This is a genomic window from Virgibacillus oceani (assembly GCF_014638995.1).
Classification (GTDB): Bacteria; Bacillota; Bacilli; order Bacillales; family Amphibacillaceae; genus Virgibacillus_E; species Virgibacillus_E oceani.
Genome location: NZ_BMFR01000017.1, coordinates 23,452 through 41,976 on the forward strand (window position 1 = coordinate 23,452; position 18,525 = coordinate 41,976).

Genomic DNA, 18,525 nt, shown 5'->3' on the forward strand with positions numbered 1-18,525 from the left:
ATTTAGCATAACTGCTAGAATAATATTAACTTTCATTAAAACTTGCTTGTAATTATTATTGTTTTGCTGCAAGTTTTTCAGCGTGTTTAACGTTGAAGCTGGTGTTTTAAGCAAGATCTTACTTAAAAATCAAAAAACAGGCTGAAATATTAAGCGATATTCTCGGTATGTTTTTTAGAATATAATAGTCATTTTTCTGGAATCTCTAATTTTATGAAAAATGCTTGATTTGAGGGGTGAAGCTGTTGACAGGTCAACTAGTTCAGTATGGGCGGCACCGCCAGCGCAGGAGCTATGCGCGTATCAGTGAGGTATTGGAATTACCAAATCTTATCGAAATCCAAACCGCTTCTTACCAATGGTTTTTAGAAGAAGGATTGCGAGAGATGTTTCAGGACATTTCGCCAATTGAAGATTTTACAGGAAACCTATCATTAGAGTTTGTTGATTATAGTTTAGGTGAACCTAAATATCCTGTAGATGAATCAAAAGAACGAGATGTAACCTACAATGCTCCGCTTCGTGTGAAGGTTCGTTTGATCAATAACGAAACTGGAGAAGTAAAAGAGCAAGAAGTATTTATGGGAGATTTCCCATTAATGACTGACACAGGCACATTTGTTATCAATGGTGCAGAGCGTGTAATTGTATCACAGCTCGTTCGTTCACCAAGTGTCTATTATAATGAAAAGATTGATAAAAACGGGAAGCGAGGCATCGCTGCAACTGTAATTCCAAACCGTGGGGCATGGCTGGAATTTGAAACAGATGCAAAAGATGTTGCTTATGTCCGGATTGATAGAACACGTAAATTGCCAATTACCGTGTTATTACGTGCGCTTGGATTTGGTACAGATCAGGAAATCATTGACCTGGTTGGTGAAAATGAATACTTGAAAAATACCCTGGAAAAGGATAACACCGAAACAACTGAAAAAGCATTATTAGAAATCTATGAACGGTTGCGTCCAGGAGAACCGCCAACAGTTGATAATGCAAAAAGTTTATTAGTTTCACGTTTCTTTGATCCGAAGCGTTATGATTTAGCGCGTGTTGGCCGTTACAAAATGAATAAAAAGCTTCACATTAAAAACCGCTTGTTCAATCAGGTTTTAGCTGAAACAATTGTTGATCAGGAAACTGGTGAAGTTTTGGCTCAAAAAGGCGACAAACTGGAACGTAAATTACTTAATAAAATAATTCCTCACCTTGATAAAGAAGAGGATAAGCTTGGCGAACGAATGATGGAGCCGCATGATGGTGTATTGGAGGACCCGATTCGTTTGCAATCAGTTAAAATTGTCGACCCAACAGACCCTAGCGGTGAAAGAGAATTAAACGTTATCGGTAATGCCGGTATTGATAAAAGTGTTAAAAATATAATGCCAGCTGATATTTTATCTGCAATCAGCTATTTCTTTAACCTATTACACAGAGTCGGAGATACAGACGATATTGATCACTTAGGAAATCGTCGCATACGTTCAGTTGGTGAGTTGCTGCAAAACCAATTCCGTATTGGTCTTTCCCGTATGGAGCGTGTGGTACGTGAAAGAATGTCTATTCAGGATACTTCAAGTGTAACACCGCAGCAATTGATTAATATTCGACCTGTAATTGCGTCAATCAAAGAATTTTTTGGCAGCTCGCAGCTATCTCAATTTATGGATCAAACAAATCCATTGGCGGAATTAACAAATAAACGCCGGCTGTCAGCGCTTGGACCTGGTGGTTTAACTAGAGAACGTGCAGGCTTTGAAGTTCGAGATGTTCACTATTCCCACTACGGCCGCATGTGTCCGATTGAGACTCCAGAGGGTCCGAACATTGGTTTGATTAACTCGCTGTCAAGTTACGCAAAGGTAAATACATTTGGGTTTATTGAAACGCCATATCGCCGGGTTGATCCGGATACTGGTAAAGTAACTGCCCATATTGATTACCTGACAGCGGATGAGGAAGATAATTATGTTGTGGCACAGGCAAATGCCCATTTAGATGAAGACGGTACTTTTGTGGATGATGAAGTTATTGCTCGTTTCCGCGGGGAAAACACAGCTGTTCCAAAAGACCGAATCGACTATATGGACGTATCACCTAAGCAGGTTGTGTCGGCTGCAACAGCTTGTATTCCGTTCCTGGAAAACGATGACTCAAACCGTGCGTTAATGGGTGCAAACATGCAGCGTCAATCAGTACCTTTGATGCAGCCGGAAGCACCGATTGTTGGTACAGGAATGGAATATGTAAACGGTAAAGATTCCGGTGCAGGGATAATTTGCCGTAATGCCGGTATTGTTGAACGTGTTGAAGCGAAAGAAATACATGTTCGCCGTATTGAAGAAGTGGATGGAAAAGAAGTTAAAGGTGATGTGGATCGCTACAAACTTCGGAAATACATTCGCTCCAACCAGGGGACCTGCTATAACCAACGTCCGATTGTAAGTAAGGGAGATCGTGTTACAAAGGGCGAGATATTAGCTGATGGCCCTTCGATGGAAGACGGGGAACTTGCTCTTGGCCGTAACGTATTAGTTGGCTTTATGACATGGGAAGGCTATAACTATGAAGATGCGATCATTATGAGTGAGCGCCTGGTAAAAGATGATGTATATACATCTATTCATATTGAAGAATATGAATCAGAAGCGCGCGATACGAAGCTTGGACCTGAAGAAATCACAAGAGATATTCCAAATGTCGGGGAAGAAGCTTTGAAAAATCTTAACGAACAGGGAATTATTCGCGTCGGTGCTGAGGTTTCCGATGGTGATATTTTAGTGGGCAAGGTAACACCAAAAGGGGTTACGGAATTATCTGCTGAGGAACGATTACTTCATGCTATTTTCGGTGAAAAAGCTCGTGAAGTACGCGATACATCATTACGTGTACCACATGGGGCCGGCGGAATCGTGCTGGATGTTAAGATTTTCAATCGTGAAGACGGTGATGAATTGCCGCCGGGCGTTAATCAATTGGTCCGTGCTTATATTGTTCAAAAACGGAAGATCCATGAAGGAGATAAAATGGCTGGCCGCCACGGTAATAAAGGTGTTATTTCTAAGATATTGCCTGAAGAAGACATGCCGTTCTTACCAGATGGAACTCCGGTTGACATCATGCTTAACCCATTAGGTGTTCCATCACGAATGAATATCGGACAGGTGTTCGAATTGCATCTCGGTATGGCTGCTAGAGCACTAGGAATTCATGTAGCAACACCTGTATTTGATGGTGCTACAGAGCAGGATGTATGGGATACATTACAAGAAGCCGGAATGCCTAGAGATGCTAAAACCGTACTATATGATGGAAGAACAGGCGACCCTTTTGATAATCGTGTTTCTGTCGGGGTTATGTATATGATCAAACTTGCACACATGGTTGATGATAAATTGCATGCCCGTTCAACTGGACCATACTCATTAGTCACACAGCAGCCACTTGGCGGTAAAGCACAATTTGGCGGACAGCGATTTGGTGAGATGGAGGTTTGGGCACTTGAAGCATACGGTGCTGCATACACACTTCAAGAAATATTAACAGTTAAATCTGATGATGTTGTTGGCCGTGTGAAAACATATGAGGCAATCGTGAAAGGTGATAATGTTCCAGAACCTGGTGTGCCAGAATCGTTCAAGGTATTAATTAAAGAACTTCAAAGTCTTGGCTTGGATGTTAAAATGCTTTCTGGTGACGATCAAGAAATTGATATGCGTGAAATTGAAGAGGAAGAAACCCAAGCGGCGAGCAAGCTGAATTTGGAAGTTGAAGAAAATTAGAAGCAATGAAACGGAGTGTTGACCTTTCATATATGGAATGGTCAACTTCTCCAACTTTTATATAAAAATTCTGTGACTTATGATCATGGTAAAATCGGACACTAAAAGGGAGGTAGACCCCTTGCTAGATGTAAATAACTTTGAGTATATGAAAATTGGTTTAGCTTCACCTGAAAAAATTCGCTCTTGGTCTTACGGCGAGGTCAAAAAACCGGAAACGATTAACTACCGTACATTAAAGCCTGAGAAGGATGGTCTATTTTGTGAGCGTATTTTCGGGCCGCAAAAGGACTGGGAATGTCACTGCGGTAAGTATAAGCGTGTACGTTATAAAGGTGTTGTCTGTGACCGCTGCGGTGTTGAGGTTACGAAAGCTAAGGTCCGCCGTGAACGTATGGGCCATATCGAATTAGCAGCACCAGTGTCGCATATTTGGTACTTTAAGGGTATACCGAGCAGAATGGGACTTGTTTTAGACATGTCACCACGTGCCCTAGAAGAGGTTATTTATTTTGCTGCTTACATTGTAACTGATCCGGGCAGCACTCCTCTTGAGAAAAAACAATTATTATCCGAGAAAGAATACCGAGCATACTACGATAAATACGGTAAAACCTTCAAAGCCCAAATGGGTGCAGAAGCAATCCGCAAGCTGCTTCAGGATATTGACCTTGATAAAGAGGTTGATGCATTAAAAGAAGAGTTAAAAACTGCACAGGGTCAACGCAGAACACGGGCAATTAAACGTTTGGAAGTATTAGAAGCGTTTCGTCATTCAGGCAACGAACCTTCCTGGATGGTTTTAGATGTATTACCAGTAATACCGCCTGAAATCAGACCAATGGTACAGCTTGATGGTGGACGATTTGCTACATCCGATTTAAACGATTTATATCGCCGTGTTATTAATCGCAATAACCGTTTAAAACGTCTGTTAGATCTTGGTGCACCAAGTATTATTGTACAAAATGAAAAAAGAATGCTTCAAGAAGCGGTTGATGCATTAATTGATAACGGCCGTCGCGGACGTCCTGTTACAGGCCCGGGTAATAGACCGTTAAAATCGTTATCCCATATGCTAAAAGGTAAACAAGGTCGTTTCCGTCAAAACTTATTAGGAAAACGTGTTGACTATTCCGGTCGTTCCGTTATCGTCGTTGGCCCGCATTTGAAAATGTACCAATGCGGATTACCTAAAGAGATGGCTTTAGAGTTATTTAAACCATTTATTATGAAAGAGTTAGTTGAAAGAGGATTAGCTCACAATATAAAATCAGCTAAGCGCAAAATTGAACGCGTGCATCCAGAAGTATGGGATGTATTGGAGGAAGTAATCAGGGAACACCCTGTATTACTTAACCGTGCACCAACATTGCACCGTCTTGGAATTCAAGCATTTGAACCAACACTGGTTGAGGGTCGTGCAATTCGTCTGCATCCACTGGTATGTACAGCCTATAATGCTGACTTCGACGGTGACCAAATGGCGGTACACGTTCCGTTATCAGCAGAGGCGCAGGCGGAGGCACGTATTCTCATGCTTGCTGCACAGAATATTTTAAATCCTAAAGATGGTAAACCAGTTGTTACTCCATCTCAGGATATGGTATTAGGTAACTATTACTTGACACTCGAACGTGAGGATGCAATAGGAGAAGGAAGTATTTTTAAAGATATAAATGAAGCATTGCTTTCTTACCAAAATGGGTATGTACATTTGCATACACGTATAGCTGTTCAAGCTTCAAGTGTTAATAATAAAACCTTTACCGAGGAACAGCGTAATCAATTACTGATTACAACAGTAGGTAAATTGATTTTTAATGAAATCTTGCCGGAATCGTTCCCTTATATTAATGAACCAACAAAAAGTAATCTAGAGGTTCGTACTCCAGAAAACTATTTTGTAGAAAAGGGAATAAACGTTAAAGACGAGATTAAATCGCGTGAAATCATTAAGCCGTTTAAGAAAGGTTTCCTTGGTGATATCATTGCTGAGGTATTTAAACGATTTAAAATTAGTGAAACATCAAAAATGCTTGACCGAATGAAAGATCTCGGCTTCAGTTATTCAACAAAAGCAGGTATGACGGTTGGGGTATCTGATATCGTTGTATTAGCCGAAAAGAAAACAATACTTGATGAAGCACAGAATAAAGTTGATAAAGTATTAAAACAATTCCGTCGTGGTTTGATTACGGAAGAAGAACGTTATGATAGAGTTATTGCTGTTTGGTCACAAGCAAAAGATACAATTCAAGATAAATTAATGAACTCGCTTGATGATCGTAACCCTATATTTATGATGAGTGATTCTGGTGCAAGGGGTAACGCATCAAACTTTACACAGCTAGCTGGAATGCGTGGTCTAATGGCCAACCCTGCTGGACGTATTATTGAATTGCCTATTAAATCAAGCTTCCGTGAAGGGCTGACCGTATTGGAATACTTTATCTCGACGCATGGTGCTCGTAAAGGATTGGCTGATACAGCGCTGAAAACTGCGGATTCTGGTTACTTGACACGCCGTCTGGTAGATGTAGCACAGGATGTTATTGTTCGTGAAACAGATTGTGGCACAGATCGCGGCTTGACGGTTTCATCATTAATGGATGGTACTGAAATGATTGAGCCTCTATTTGACCGTTTAGTTGGCCGGACATTGTTTGAAACAATTTACCACCCTGAAACAAATGAGGTTGTTGTGGAAAGTGACACAGTGATTTCTGAGGATCAGGCAAAACAAATTGTTGATGCTGGAATTGATGAAGTAACTATACGCTCCGTCTTCACATGTAATACGAAACATGGCGTATGTAAAAAATGTTACGGACGTAATTTAGCAACAGGTGATGAAGTAGAAGTTGGAGAAGCGGTTGGTATAATTGCTGCACAATCTATCGGTGAGCCAGGAACACAGTTAACTATGCGGACATTCCATACAGGCGGTGTTGCCGGGGACGATATTACACAGGGTCTACCGCGTATCCAGGAATTGTTTGAAGCGCGTAATCCTAAAGGTCAAGCGGTTATCTCTGAAATTCTTGGAACAATTCATGAGATTAAAGAGGTTAAGGACAAACAAGAAATTGTTGTTCAGGGTGAAGTGGAACAACGCTCTTATGCAGTTCCGTATAATGCTCGCCTCAAGGTATCAATTGGTGATTCGGTAATAGCTGGTCAAGAGCTCACGGAAGGTTCAGTTGATCCAAAAGATCTCTTGCGTGTTCAAGGGGTTGACGGTGTACAACAATACATTCTCAGAGAAGTGCAACGCGTATACCGCATGCAAGGGGTAGAAATCGGCGATAAGCACGTTGAGGTAATGGTGCGCCAAATGCTTCGTAAAATTCGTGTTATGGATTCTGGAGATACAAATGTACTTCCAGGTTCATTACTTGAGATCCATCAGTTTAAAGATGCTAACCATACTGTCTTGCACAATGGGGAACAGCCTGCAATCGGTAAACCTGTTCTGCTTGGTATTACAAAAGCATCGCTTGAAACAGATTCATTCTTATCTGCAGCATCCTTCCAGGAAACAACTCGTGTATTAACAGATGCTGCAATTAAAGGTAAACGTGATGAGCTGTTAGGACTGAAAGAAAATGTGATTATCGGTAAGCTTGTTCCAGCTGGTACGGGAATGCAGCGATATCGTAAAATTGAAACAGCATTAGACGAACCACAAGAGGAAGTACAGGAAACAGAGACAGTTCAATAAAGTTTGGAGAGTTCTGTAAAGGCTCTCTGGATTAACTTTATATAACTATTTAAAAAACAAGTGATGAATTAATCGGAATGCACCAAAAATAAGTTGACAATAAAATGTGATTTTGATACTATATTCAAGGTGCTTCCGATTATGCTTGTTGCTTTGGAGGATATGGCAATGTCTTATGAAAAAGTAACTCAGGTTAAATCACGATTATTAATTGGAACGAAGCAAACACTTAAAGCTATGAAAAATGGCGAGATAAGTGAAGTGTTTATTGCAGATGATGCAGACCAGCTAATGACACAAAAGGTAGTAAATTTAGCGGAACAGCTAGATATTCCTTGCGGGCGTGTAGATTCGATGAAGAAACTAGGCGTTGCATGTGGTATTGATGTCGGAGCGTCTACTGTAGCAATTAAACGTACATGAGTTTTGGCGATATAATCGCGAAAGCTTTGTTTTTTGCAAAAAGATGAACCACCTGGATATGTGGTATTACAAATATACAATAAATAGGTGGTCGCAGCTGTTTTTTTACATTACCAGCCAGAAAGGAGGAAAACAAAAATGCCTACAATTAATCAGCTAGTGCGTAAAGGTCGTGTCAGCAAAACAAGAAAGTCTGACTCACCAGCACTTAACAAAGGCTACAACAGCTTTAAAAAGTCTTTAACAGATCAATCTTCTCCACAAAAACGTGGTGTATGTACACGTGTTGGTACGCTAACACCAAAGAAACCGAACTCTGCACTTCGTAAATATGCACGTGTTCGTTTATCTAACAACATTGAGGTAACTGCATACATTCCTGGGATTGGACACAACTTACAAGAACATAGCGTAGTGCTCATTCGTGGTGGTCGTGTAAAAGACTTGCCAGGGGTACGTTACCACATTGTACGCGGTGCATTAGATACAGCGGGTGTTGAAGGGCGTGCACAAGGACGTTCTAAATACGGTACAAAACGACCTAAGAAATAATTTATTGAATTTATAGCAGCACAGACTTAGGAAAGGAGGGGGACATATGCCACGTAAAGGACCAGTACCTAAACGCGATGTCTTACCAGATCCACTTTATAAATCAAAATTAGTGACACGTTTAATCAACCAAATTATGATTGACGGTAAAAGAGGTAAAGCACAAAAAATACTTTATAATGCATTCAATCTTGTTGCTGAACGCAGCGGACAAAATGCTATGGAAGTTTTTGAGCAAGCAATGAAGAACGTAATGCCAGTATTAGAAGTTCGCGCACGCCGTGTTGGTGGTTCAAACTACCAAGTACCGGTGGAGGTTCGCCCTGAACGCCGTCAAGCATTAGGCTTGCGCTACATTGTTAACTATTCACGTTTACGCGGGGAAAAGACAATGGAAGAACGTTTAGCGAATGAAATTCTAGATGCTTCTAACAATACAGGGGCAGCTGTTAAAAAACGCGAAGAAATGCACAAAATGGCAGAAGCAAACAAAGCATTTGCGCATTATCGCTGGTAATATAAAACCAACTAAAGCTTTTTACAGGAAGGAGAAGAATACATGGCGAGAGAGTTCTCCTTGGAAAAGACGCGCAATATTGGTATTATGGCTCACATTGATGCAGGTAAAACTACAACGACAGAGCGTATTCTTTTCTATACAGGACGTATTCATAAAATTGGTGAAACGCATGAAGGTGCTTCACAAATGGACTGGATGGAGCAGGAACAAGAGCGCGGAATTACAATTACTTCCGCTGCAACAACTGCTCAATGGAAAGGTCATCGTATCAACATCATTGATACACCTGGACACGTAGACTTCACGGTTGAGGTTGAACGTTCATTGCGTGTACTTGATGGTGCGGTAACAGTTCTTGATGCACAATCAGGTGTAGAACCGCAAACAGAAACTGTATGGCGTCAGGCAACGACATATGGGGTTCCCCGTATCGTATTCATTAACAAAATGGATAAGATCGGTGCGGATTTCTTGTATTCTACAAAAACCTTGAATGATCGTTTAGGTGCAAATGCGCACCCAGTTCAGCTGCCAATTGGTGCTGAAGATGACTTTGAGGGTATAATTGACCTAATCACAATGCAAGCATATTTTTACGAAGATGATTTAGGAACACGCGCTGATGCACGCGAAATTCCTGCCGAGTACAAAGACAAAGCAGAAGAATTACGCGCTAATTTAGTAGAAGCTGTTTCTGAACTGGACGAAGAGCTTATGATGAAGTTTTTAGAAGGGGAAGAAATTTCCAACGACGAACTTAAAAAAGCAATCCGTACCGCAACACTAAATGTTGAGTTTTATCCAGTATTTGTTGGATCAGCTTTCAAAAATAAAGGTGTTCAATTAATGCTTGATGGTGTAATTGACTATCTTCCTGCACCAACAGATGTACCTCCAATTGAAGGTATCGTACCTGGTACAGAAGAAGAAGTTACACGCCCATCAGATGATAAAGCACCATTCTCAGCTCTAGCATTTAAAGTAATGACAGACCCATACGTTGGTAAATTAACATTCTTCCGCGTATACTCTGGAACTTTAGATTCTGGTTCATACGTTAAAAACTCTGTAAAAGATAAGCGTGAGCGTGTAGGACGTATCCTGCAAATGCATGCTAACTCACGTGAAGAGATTTCAACTGTATATTCCGGAGAAATCGCTGCAGCTGTTGGTTTGAAAGATACTTCTACAGGGGATACACTATGTGATGAAAAAGATCTTGTTGTCTTAGAGTCTATGGAATTCCCTGAACCGGTTATTGGTGTTGCTATTGAACCTAAAACAAAAGCCGACCAAGATAAAATGGCGATTGCATTAGGCAAATTAGCTGAAGAAGATCCTACATTCAAAACAGAAACAAACCCAGAAACCGGTCAAACTATTATTTCCGGTATGGGTGAGCTTCACCTTGATATCATCGTTGATCGTTTAAAACGTGAATTTAAAGTAGAAGCAAATGTTGGTGCGCCTCAAGTTGCGTACCGTGAAACATTCCGTGGCTCAGCTGAAGTCGAAGGTAAATTCGTACGTCAGTCTGGTGGACGCGGGCAGTACGGACACGTTTGGGTTAAATTTGAACCAAACGAAGAAGGTGCTGGCTTTGAATTTGAAAACAAAATTGTTGGTGGTGTTGTGCCACGTGAATACATTCCATCTGTTGAACATGGTATTAAAGAAGCAACAGAAAATGGTGTATTAGCTGGGTACCCATTAATTGACATTAAAGCTACACTTTATGATGGTAGCTACCATGATGTTGACTCGAATGAGATGGCATTTAAAATTGCAGGATCTATGGCATTAAAAGCTGCGAAAAATAAATGTCAGCCAGTTCTTCTTGAACCAATTGAAAGAGTTGAAATTGTAATTCCTGAAGAATACATGGGAGATATCATGGGAGATGTAACTTCCCGTCGCGGACGTGTGGAAGGTATGGAAGCGCGCGGACCTGCACAGGTTATTAAAGCATTCGTTCCGCTTTCAGAAATGTTCGGTTATGCAACAGCATTACGTTCTAACACACAAGGTCGCGGGCAATTCACAATGCATTTTGATCATTATGAAGAAGTGCCTAAGAGCATCTCTGAAGAAATTATCAAAAAAAATGCTGGTGAATAATTGATTTTTTGTTTATTCTAAAGTATAACTTTTATTGTAGGCTAGGAAATAACATAACCTGTTATTTCTTGGCTAAAATATACTTAAAAAATGTTCATTTAATTAAAGGAGGAAATATAAATGGCTAAAGAAAAGTTCGATCGCTCAAAAAGTCACGTAAACATTGGTACAATTGGACACGTTGACCATGGTAAAACTACTTTAACTGCTGCAATCACTACTACTTTGCACAAAAAATCTGGTAAAGGTACTGCAATGGCATATGATCAAATTGACGGTGCTCCAGAAGAAAAAGAACGCGGTATTACAATCGCAACATCTCACGTAGAATATGAAACAGATTCTCGTCACTATGCACACGTTGACTGCCCAGGTCACGCTGACTATGTTAAAAACATGATCACTGGTGCTGCGCAAATGGATGGTGCTATCCTAGTAGTATCTGCTGCAGATGGTCCAATGCCACAAACTCGTGAGCATATTCTATTATCACGTAACGTTGGGGTACCTTCAATCGTAGTATTCCTTAACAAATGTGATATGGTAGACGATGAAGAATTATTAGAATTAGTAGAAATGGAAGTTCGCGATCTATTAACAGAATACGACTTCCCTGGTGATGATGTACCAGTAATCAAAGGTTCTGCACTTAAAGCACTTGAAGGCGATGCAGATTACGAAGCTAAAATTTTCGAATTAATGGATGCTGTTGATGAATATGTTCCAACTCCAGAACGCGACAAAGAAAAACCTTTCATGATGCCAGTTGAGGATGTATTCTCAATCACTGGTCGCGGTACTGTTGCTACTGGTCGTGTTGAACGTGGAGAAGTTAAAGTTGGTGACGAAGTAGAAATTATCGGTCTTAACGAAGCTGCTTCTAAAACTACTGTAACTGGTGTTGAAATGTTCCGTAAGCTTCTTGACTATGCTGAAGCTGGCGATAACATTGGTGCACTTCTTCGTGGGGTTGCTCGTGAAGACATCAACCGTGGTCAAGTACTAGCAAAACCTGGTTCAATTACTCCACACACAAACTTCAAAGCTGAAGTTTATGTATTGTCAAAAGAAGAAGGTGGACGTCATACTCCATTCTTCGCTAACTATCGTCCGCAGTTCTACTTCCGTACAACTGACGTAACTGGCGTAATTTCACTTCCTGAAGGAGTAGAAATGGTAATGCCTGGCGATAACGTTGAAATGAACATTGAATTGATTTCACCAATCGCTATTGAAGATGGTACTCGTTTCTCAATCCGTGAAGGCGGACGTACTGTTGGGTCTGGTGTTGTAACAACAATTGATAAATAATAAGGTTTTATTAAAACAGGCAGCGTGACGACGCTGCCTGTTTTTTGTGTTGTGATTTAACAACTCCATTATTCTATTGATGTATTCTGTGATGGTTACTCATCAAGGTAATGAGCGCCCATCCAAAATTTAGCAAGGAAAGGTCACTCATCAATAGTATGAGTACCCATTTAGTAAAGTAAGGTAATTCATTGGCATTATGAATGTAATTTTAATAGTTAATTTGGCTTTTCTTATGATGACTGTATCCGAAAAAGCGATTCCCGGACAGTGGTATAGTATTGGATATAATTATAGAAAGTGAAAATTATTTTCGTCGCAATTCACTGAATATAAGAGGTTATAAAGCGATAAATTTAAAACGAAATTCCGAGTTAAACTTTCCCAACAAAAAAATCCTTGTACCTCTTGCATTCACTAGGAAAAGTAAGTATAATACATAGATGTGCAACGAGAGCAATTAATGCCGAAAAAGGTTGCATTGACCATGTTTTTTCTATATAATAAGAACGTTGGTCGTAAAAGGCGATGAAGTGAAAGGTTGTTGATACACCCGGCCCCTTTGCCATGGCGAGGTGTTCAAGAAATTTTCATGGAGAATGTCTATTTATAAAATGGGCGAAAAGGAGGGTAAATGATGGCAAAAGAGAAGATTAGAATCCGTTTAAAAGCGTATGATCACCGCATTTTAGATCAATCCGCTGAAAAAATAGTAGATACTGCGAAGCGTTCTGGTGCAAATGTTTCCGGACCAATTCCATTACCTACTGAAAAGTCAGTTTATACAGTATTGCGTGCGGTGCACAAGTACAAAGACTCACGTGAACAATTTGAGATGCGTACACATAAACGGTTAATCGATATCGTTGATCCAACACCACAAACAGTTGATTCGTTAATGCGTCTTGACTTACCATCTGGTGTGGATATTGAAATTAAACTATAATAATTATGGATTACAATAGGAGGTGTAACGGATGACGAAAGGAATCTTAGGTCGTAAAATCGGCATGACGCAGCTTTTTTCAGAAACTGGGGAATTAGTTCCTGTAACAGTAATTCAAGCTGAAGACAACGTCGTATTGCAAAAAAGAACATTAGAAAATGATGGCTATGAAGCAATTCAGATCGGTTTTGCAGATGAGAAGGAATCACGTACAAACAAAGCGAAAAAAGGTCATGCTGAAAAAGCAAACACAACCCCTAAGCGCTACGTTCGTGAAATCCGTAACGCAAATCTTGATGAATATGAAGTAGGTCAAGCAATTAGCGTTGATGTTTTTCAAGCAGGGGACAAAATCGATGTAACTGGTACATCTAAAGGTAAAGGATTCCAGGGGGCTATTAAACGCCACAATTTCCAGCGTGGACCAATGTCTCACGGTTCTCATTATCATAGATCACCAGGTTCATTAGGTGCAGTAGACCCAATGCGTGTATTCAAAGGAAGAAAGCTTCCAGGTCAAATGGGCGGAAAACAAATTACCATTCAAAACCTAGAAGTGGTTAACGTCGATACAGAACGTAATCTTCTTTTAATCAAAGGTAACGTACCTGGTGCGAAAAAATCATACGTGAAAATCACGAGTGCCATAAAGTCTAACTAATCACATACACGAAGGGAGGATATGTCATGACTAAAGTAGCACTTTATAATCAAAGCGGTTCACAGGTCGGAGATGTTGAATTAAACGATTCCGTATTTGGTATTGAACCGAACACACATGTATTACACGAAGCTGTAGTAATGCAACGCGCTTCATTGCGTCAAGGGACACATGATGTGAAAAATCGCTCTGAAGTTCGTGGTGGTGGTCGTAAACCATGGCGTCAAAAAGGTACAGGTCGTGCTCGCCAGGGTTCAATCCGTTCTCCACAATGGGTAGGTGGCGGAACAGTATTTGGACCGACTCCACGCAGCTATAGCTACAAACTACCAAAAAAAGTACGTCGTTTAGCGTTAAAATCTGCATTAGCTTCTAAAGTGAAAGAAGATAATCTAGTAGTTCTAGAAAGCATTGCAATTGATGCTCCTAAAACAAAAGAAGTAGTTAAAATGCTAGATGCTCTTAATGTAGATACTAAAGTATTAATTGTTACAGCTGAAAAGGACGAAACTGTAATCCGTTCAGCAAACAACCTTCAAGCAGTAAAAGTACTTACTGTAGAAGAAGTAAATGTATTAGACTTGCTTACGCATGACAAGCTGATCCTAACGAAGGAAGCAGCTGAAAAAGCAGGGGAGGTGCTTGCATAATGAAAGATCCACGTGATATTATTAAGCGCCCTGTCATCACAGAACATTCTGCTGACTTAATGGCAGAGAAAAAATATACGTTTGAAGTAAACCCAAAAGCAAATAAAACAGAGATTAAAGATGCTGTTGAGTTAGTTTTTGGTGTTAAAGTATTAAAAGTAAACACAATGAACCTAAAGGGTAAATTCAAGCGAATGGGACGTTATGGTGGATATCGTTCAGATCGCAAAAAAGCTATCGTACAGCTTTCAGAGGATAGTAAAGAACTAGACTTTTTTGAAGGCTAAGAACAAACTCAAGTGAAGGAGGGAAAACAAGATGGCGATTAAAAAGTATAAACCAACCAGTAATGGTAGACGCGGAATGACTTCTTCTGATTTTGCAGAAATCACTACTGATAAACCAGAAAAATCCCTGCTTAGCCCGTTGTACAAACGCGGCGGACGTAACAACCAGGGGAAATTAACTGTTCGTCATCAAGGCGGCGGTCATAAGCGTCAATATCGTATTATCGACTTCAAGCGCGATAAAGATGGAATACGCGGACGCGTTGCTACGATCGAATATGATCCAAACCGTTCTGCTAATATAGCATTAATTAATTATGTTGATGGAGAAAAAAGATATATTTTAGCTCCAAAAGGACTTAAAGTAGGTCAAGAAATTGAATCTGGTGCAGAAGCTGATATTAAACTAGGAAATGCACTTCCACTTCAAAACATCCCTGTTGGTACAATTATTCACAACATTGAATTGAAGCCTGGTCGCGGTGGTCAGCTTGCAAGATCTGCTGGAGCAGAAGCACAAGTTCTTGGACGCGAAGATAAATATACGTTAGTTCGTTTAGCATCTGGAGAAGTTCGTTTAGTTCTTTCAACTTGCCGTGCTACAGTAGGTCAAGTTGGAAACATTGAACACGAGCTTATCAATGTTGGTAAAGCAGGACGTTCTCGTTGGATGGGTAAACGCCCAACTGTACGTGGTTCTGTTATGAACCCTAACGATCACCCGCATGGCGGTGGTGAAGGACGCGCTCCAATCGGACGTAAGTCACCAATGTCTCCTTGGGGTAAACCGACACTTGGATATAAGACTCGTAAACGTAACAAACCTACAGATAAATTTATCGTTCGTAAGCGTAAAAAATAACGGAATTAATGGGCGGGGAAACAGACCCGTCTCTCAATTGCGAAAGGAGGTTTATCCATGGGTCGTAGCTTAAAAAAAGGACCTTTTGCAGATGACCATCTATTGAAAAAGATCGAAGTATTAAACGAAGGAGACAAGAAACAAGTAGTTAAAACTTGGTCTCGTCGTTCAACAATATTCCCGACATTTATTGGTCATACAATTGCTGTTTATGATGGACGTAAACATGTTCCAGTTTATATTACAGAAGATATGGTCGGACATAAATTAGGTGAATTCGCGCCAACCCGTACGTATAAAGGGCATGCAGGCGATGACAAGAAAACAAAACGCTAATGAGAGGAGGCACTTTACATGCAAGCTAAAGCCGTTGCGAAATCAGTTCGTATTGCTCCTCGTAAAGTCCGTTTAGTTGTAGATTTAATTCGAGGAAAAAATGTTGGCGAAGCAGTTGCAATCCTACGCCATACACAACGCGGTGCTTCTCCAGTCGTAGAAAAAGTTCTAAATTCTGCAATCGCAAATGCAGAGCATAACTACGAAATGGATGCAGATAACTTAGTTGTATCTGAAGCATTTGTAAACGAAGGTGCTACATTGAAACGTTTCCGTCCACGTGCACAAGGACGCGCAAGTAAAATTAACAAACGCACAAGTCACATTACTGTGGTTTTAACAGAAAAGAAGGAGGGATAGTCAGTGGGTCAAAAAGTGAATCCAACAGGTCTTCGCGTCGGCATCATTAAAGACTGGGAGTCTAAATGGTATGCTGGCAAAGACTATGCAGACTTACTACATGAAGATATTAAAATTAGAGAATATCTTGAGAACCGTCTACGCATTGCTGCTGTTTCTTCTATCGAAATCGAACGTGCAGCAAACCGTGTAAACATTACAATTCATACTGGAAAGCCTGGTATGGTAATTGGTAAAGGCGGGTCTGAAGTAGAAGCTCTACGTAAATCATTGAACAGTTTGACTGGAAAAAGAGTACACATTAACATTGTGGAAATTAAGAAGGTTGACCTAAATGCAACATTAGTTGCTGAAAATATTGCTCGTCAATTAGAAAATCGTATCTCTTTCCGTCGTGCTCAAAAACAAGCAATTCAACGTGCAATGCGCGGAGGAGCAAAAGGTATCAAAACACAAGTATCTGGACGTCTTGGCGGAGCAGATATCGCTCGTGCAGAACATTACAGTGAAGGAACAGTACCACTACACACATTGCGTGCTGACATTGATTATGGAACAGCAGAAGCAGACACTACTTATGGTAAATTAGGTGTTAAAGTGTGGATCTACCGTGGGGAAGTCCTTCCAGCAAAAACTAACAAATAAGGAAGGGGGCTTTTTACTTATGTTAATGCCTAAACGTGTAAAATATCGTAGACAACACCGTGGTAAAATGAGAGGCCAAGCTAAAGGCGGAACAACAGTAGCTTTTGGTGAATATGGTTTACAGGCAATTGAAGCATCTTGGATCACAAGTCGTCAAATCGAGGCTGCTCGTATTGCAATGACTCGTTACATGAAACGTGGCGGTAAAGTTTGGATTAAGATCTTTCCTGACAAACCATACACTGCAAAACCTCTAGAAGTTCGAATGGGTTCCGGTAAAGGGGCTCCTGAAGGCTGGGTTGCAGTAGTAAAACCAGGAAAAATTATGTTTGAAATCGCAGGTGTACCAGAAGAGGTAGCGCGTGAAGCACTAAGACTTGCTTCTCATAAATTGCCGATTAAAACAAAATTCGTAAAACGTGAAGAAATTGGTGGTGAAATCAATGAAGGCTAATGAAATCAGAGAACTAACCACTGCCGAAATTGAACAAAAAGTTAAATCCTTAAAAGAAGAATTATTTAATTTACGCTTTCAATTAGCAACTGGTCAATTGGAGAACACTGCACGCATTCGCACAGTTCGCAAATCGATCGCACGCTTAAAAACAGTAGCTCGTCAAAGAGAACTAAGCGTAAATAACTGAAACTAGAGGGGAGGTTAGCTCCAAAATGACTGAACGTAATAATCGTAAAGTATACACAGGCCGTGTTGTTTCTGACAAAATGGATAAAACAATTACTGTTTTAGTTGAGACTTATAAGTTCCATAAATTATACGGTAAGCGTGTTAAGTACTCTAAGAAGTTCAAGACACATGATGAAAATAACCAGGCAAAAACTGGTGACATCGTTCGCATCATGGAAACTCGTCCGCTTTCAGCTACAAAGCGTTTTCGACTAGTTGAAGTCGTTGAAGAAGCGGTAATTATATAATTAAAGTTCGCTAAGGAAGATCGAAGGGAGGTCTCAGGGCGTATGATTCAACAGGAAACACGCTTAAAAGTTGCAGATAACTCTGGCGCTCGTGAAGTATTGACTATTAAAGTACTAGGCGGATCTGGACGTAAAACAGCAAACATTGGTGATGTCATCGTTTGTACGGTCAAACAAGCAACACCAGGTGGCGTTGTCAAAAAAGGCGAAGTAGTAAAAGCTGTTATTGTTCGAACTAAATCTGGTATGCGTCGTAAAGATGGGTCATATATTCGTTTTGATGAAAATGCTGCCGTAATCATCCGTGATGACAAAAGTCCAAGAGGTACACGTATTTTCGGACCAGTTGCTCGCGAATTGCGTGATGCGAAATTCATGAAAATCGTATCTCTAGCTCCAGAAGTTTTATAAAGCG

At 40.4% G+C, this 18,525-nt stretch carries 19 protein-coding genes; all 19 read left to right on the forward strand.

The window, feature by feature from the left end; all coding sequences use genetic code 11:
* The first annotated feature begins 245 nt into the window (after nucleotides 1–245).
* The 19 genes from rpoB to rplN all read left to right on the forward strand — a co-directional run bounded on the left by rpoB (nucleotide 246) and on the right by rplN (nucleotide 18,521).
* Nucleotides 246–3,782: a DNA-directed RNA polymerase subunit beta gene (rpoB, locus tag IEV74_RS15955; protein WP_188456373.1), complete on the forward strand. Its 3,537-nt coding sequence runs from the start codon at nucleotides 246–248 to the stop codon at nucleotides 3,780–3,782.
* 121 nt (nucleotides 3,783–3,903) lie between these two features.
* Complete coding sequence (gene rpoC, locus IEV74_RS15960) at nucleotides 3,904–7,506, forward strand: DNA-directed RNA polymerase subunit beta' (RefSeq protein WP_188456374.1); 3,603 nt, start codon at nucleotides 3,904–3,906, stop codon at nucleotides 7,504–7,506.
* 168 nt (nucleotides 7,507–7,674) lie between these two features.
* On the forward strand, nucleotides 7,675–7,929 hold the full coding sequence (locus tag IEV74_RS15965; RefSeq protein WP_188456375.1) for a 50S ribosomal protein L7ae-like protein: 255 nt from the start codon (nucleotides 7,675–7,677) through the stop codon (nucleotides 7,927–7,929).
* A 138-nt stretch (nucleotides 7,930–8,067) separates the two neighbouring features.
* Complete coding sequence (gene rpsL / locus IEV74_RS15970) at nucleotides 8,068–8,481, forward strand: 30S ribosomal protein S12 (protein ID WP_099156801.1); 414 nt, start codon at nucleotides 8,068–8,070, stop codon at nucleotides 8,479–8,481.
* Nucleotides 8,482–8,527: 46 nt separating this feature from the next.
* Nucleotides 8,528–8,998 carry a 30S ribosomal protein S7 gene (gene rpsG / locus IEV74_RS15975; protein WP_188456376.1) on the forward strand — a complete coding sequence of 157 codons (471 nt, stop codon included), beginning with the start codon at nucleotides 8,528–8,530 and terminating at the stop codon, nucleotides 8,996–8,998.
* A 42-nt stretch (nucleotides 8,999–9,040) separates the two neighbouring features.
* Entirely contained in the window at nucleotides 9,041–11,119 is a 2,079-nt protein-coding gene (gene fusA / locus IEV74_RS15980) for an elongation factor G (protein ID WP_188456377.1), read from the forward strand.
* A 120-nt stretch (nucleotides 11,120–11,239) separates the two neighbouring features.
* Nucleotides 11,240–12,430 carry an elongation factor Tu gene (gene tuf / locus IEV74_RS15985; protein WP_188456378.1) on the forward strand — a complete coding sequence of 397 codons (1,191 nt, stop codon included), beginning with the start codon at nucleotides 11,240–11,242 and terminating at the stop codon, nucleotides 12,428–12,430.
* Between the two features lie 637 nt (nucleotides 12,431–13,067).
* Nucleotides 13,068–13,376, forward strand: coding sequence for a 30S ribosomal protein S10 (gene rpsJ, locus IEV74_RS15990; RefSeq protein ID WP_188456379.1), 309 nt, complete (start codon nucleotides 13,068–13,070; stop codon nucleotides 13,374–13,376).
* Nucleotides 13,377–13,407: 31 nt separating this feature from the next.
* Nucleotides 13,408–14,037: a 50S ribosomal protein L3 gene (gene rplC / locus IEV74_RS15995; protein ID WP_188456380.1), complete on the forward strand. Its 630-nt coding sequence runs from the start codon at nucleotides 13,408–13,410 to the stop codon at nucleotides 14,035–14,037.
* 26 nt (nucleotides 14,038–14,063) lie between these two features.
* Nucleotides 14,064–14,687, forward strand: coding sequence for a 50S ribosomal protein L4 (gene rplD / locus IEV74_RS16000; RefSeq protein ID WP_188456381.1), 624 nt, complete (start codon nucleotides 14,064–14,066; stop codon nucleotides 14,685–14,687).
* On the forward strand, nucleotides 14,687–14,974 hold the full coding sequence (rplW, locus tag IEV74_RS16005; protein ID WP_188456382.1) for a 50S ribosomal protein L23: 288 nt from the start codon (nucleotides 14,687–14,689) through the stop codon (nucleotides 14,972–14,974). Before rplD ends, rplW begins: the two co-directional genes overlap by 1 nt.
* A 31-nt stretch (nucleotides 14,975–15,005) precedes the next feature.
* Nucleotides 15,006–15,836, forward strand: a complete 831-nt coding sequence (gene rplB / locus IEV74_RS16010; protein WP_188456383.1) for a 50S ribosomal protein L2 — start codon at nucleotides 15,006–15,008, stop codon at nucleotides 15,834–15,836.
* 57 nt (nucleotides 15,837–15,893) lie between these two features.
* Entirely contained in the window at nucleotides 15,894–16,172 is a 279-nt protein-coding gene (gene rpsS / locus IEV74_RS16015) for a 30S ribosomal protein S19 (protein ID WP_188456384.1), read from the forward strand.
* Nucleotides 16,173–16,190: 18 nt separating this feature from the next.
* Nucleotides 16,191–16,532, forward strand: coding sequence for a 50S ribosomal protein L22 (gene rplV / locus IEV74_RS16020; protein ID WP_188456385.1), 342 nt, complete (start codon nucleotides 16,191–16,193; stop codon nucleotides 16,530–16,532).
* Nucleotides 16,533–16,535: 3 nt separating this feature from the next.
* Nucleotides 16,536–17,177 carry a 30S ribosomal protein S3 gene (rpsC, locus tag IEV74_RS16025; protein WP_188456386.1) on the forward strand — a complete coding sequence of 214 codons (642 nt, stop codon included), beginning with the start codon at nucleotides 16,536–16,538 and terminating at the stop codon, nucleotides 17,175–17,177.
* Nucleotides 17,178–17,196: 19 nt separating this feature from the next.
* Nucleotides 17,197–17,631 (forward strand): 50S ribosomal protein L16, encoded by a 435-nt coding sequence (gene rplP, locus IEV74_RS16030; protein ID WP_188456387.1) that lies wholly within the window; start codon nucleotides 17,197–17,199, stop codon nucleotides 17,629–17,631.
* The gene (gene rpmC, locus IEV74_RS16035; RefSeq protein ID WP_188456388.1) at nucleotides 17,621–17,821 is read left to right on the forward strand and encodes a 50S ribosomal protein L29; all 201 of its coding nucleotides are present in this window, start codon (nucleotides 17,621–17,623) and stop codon (nucleotides 17,819–17,821) included. Before rplP ends, rpmC begins: the two co-directional genes overlap by 11 nt.
* 25 nt (nucleotides 17,822–17,846) lie before the next feature.
* Nucleotides 17,847–18,110: a 30S ribosomal protein S17 gene (gene rpsQ / locus IEV74_RS16040; RefSeq protein WP_088051834.1), complete on the forward strand. Its 264-nt coding sequence runs from the start codon at nucleotides 17,847–17,849 to the stop codon at nucleotides 18,108–18,110.
* 42 nt (nucleotides 18,111–18,152) lie between these two features.
* A complete protein-coding gene (gene rplN, locus IEV74_RS16045; RefSeq protein WP_188456389.1) occupies nucleotides 18,153–18,521 on the forward strand; it encodes a 50S ribosomal protein L14 in 369 nt (122 codons plus the stop codon).
* Nucleotides 18,522–18,525: the final 4 nt, after the last annotated feature.

Bases quoted from the DNA above. Each gene is read 5' to 3' on its own strand.
- IEV74_RS15965 (WP_188456375.1), top strand. From the start codon at position 7,675: ATGTCTTATGAAAAAGTAACTCAGGTTAAATCACGATTATTAATTGGA.
- rpsL (WP_099156801.1), top strand. From the start codon at position 8,068: ATGCCTACAATTAATCAGCTAGTGCGTAAAGGTCGTGTCAGCAAAACA.
- rpsG (WP_188456376.1), top strand. From the start codon at position 8,528: ATGCCACGTAAAGGACCAGTACCTAAACGCGATGTCTTACCAGATCCA.
- fusA (WP_188456377.1), top strand. From the start codon at position 9,041: ATGGCGAGAGAGTTCTCCTTGGAAAAGACGCGCAATATTGGTATTATG.
- tuf (WP_188456378.1), top strand. From the start codon at position 11,240: ATGGCTAAAGAAAAGTTCGATCGCTCAAAAAGTCACGTAAACATTGGT.
- rpsJ (WP_188456379.1), top strand. From the start codon at position 13,068: ATGGCAAAAGAGAAGATTAGAATCCGTTTAAAAGCGTATGATCACCGC.
- rplC (WP_188456380.1), top strand. From the start codon at position 13,408: ATGACGAAAGGAATCTTAGGTCGTAAAATCGGCATGACGCAGCTTTTT.
- rplD (WP_188456381.1), top strand. From the start codon at position 14,064: ATGACTAAAGTAGCACTTTATAATCAAAGCGGTTCACAGGTCGGAGAT.
- rplW (WP_188456382.1), top strand. From the start codon at position 14,687: ATGAAAGATCCACGTGATATTATTAAGCGCCCTGTCATCACAGAACAT.
- rplB (WP_188456383.1), top strand. From the start codon at position 15,006: ATGGCGATTAAAAAGTATAAACCAACCAGTAATGGTAGACGCGGAATG.
- rpsS (WP_188456384.1), top strand. From the start codon at position 15,894: ATGGGTCGTAGCTTAAAAAAAGGACCTTTTGCAGATGACCATCTATTG.
- rplV (WP_188456385.1), top strand. From the start codon at position 16,191: ATGCAAGCTAAAGCCGTTGCGAAATCAGTTCGTATTGCTCCTCGTAAA.
- rplP (WP_188456387.1), top strand. From the start codon at position 17,197: ATGTTAATGCCTAAACGTGTAAAATATCGTAGACAACACCGTGGTAAA.
- rpmC (WP_188456388.1), top strand. From the start codon at position 17,621: ATGAAGGCTAATGAAATCAGAGAACTAACCACTGCCGAAATTGAACAA.
- rpsQ (WP_088051834.1), top strand. From the start codon at position 17,847: ATGACTGAACGTAATAATCGTAAAGTATACACAGGCCGTGTTGTTTCT.
- rplN (WP_188456389.1), top strand. From the start codon at position 18,153: ATGATTCAACAGGAAACACGCTTAAAAGTTGCAGATAACTCTGGCGCT.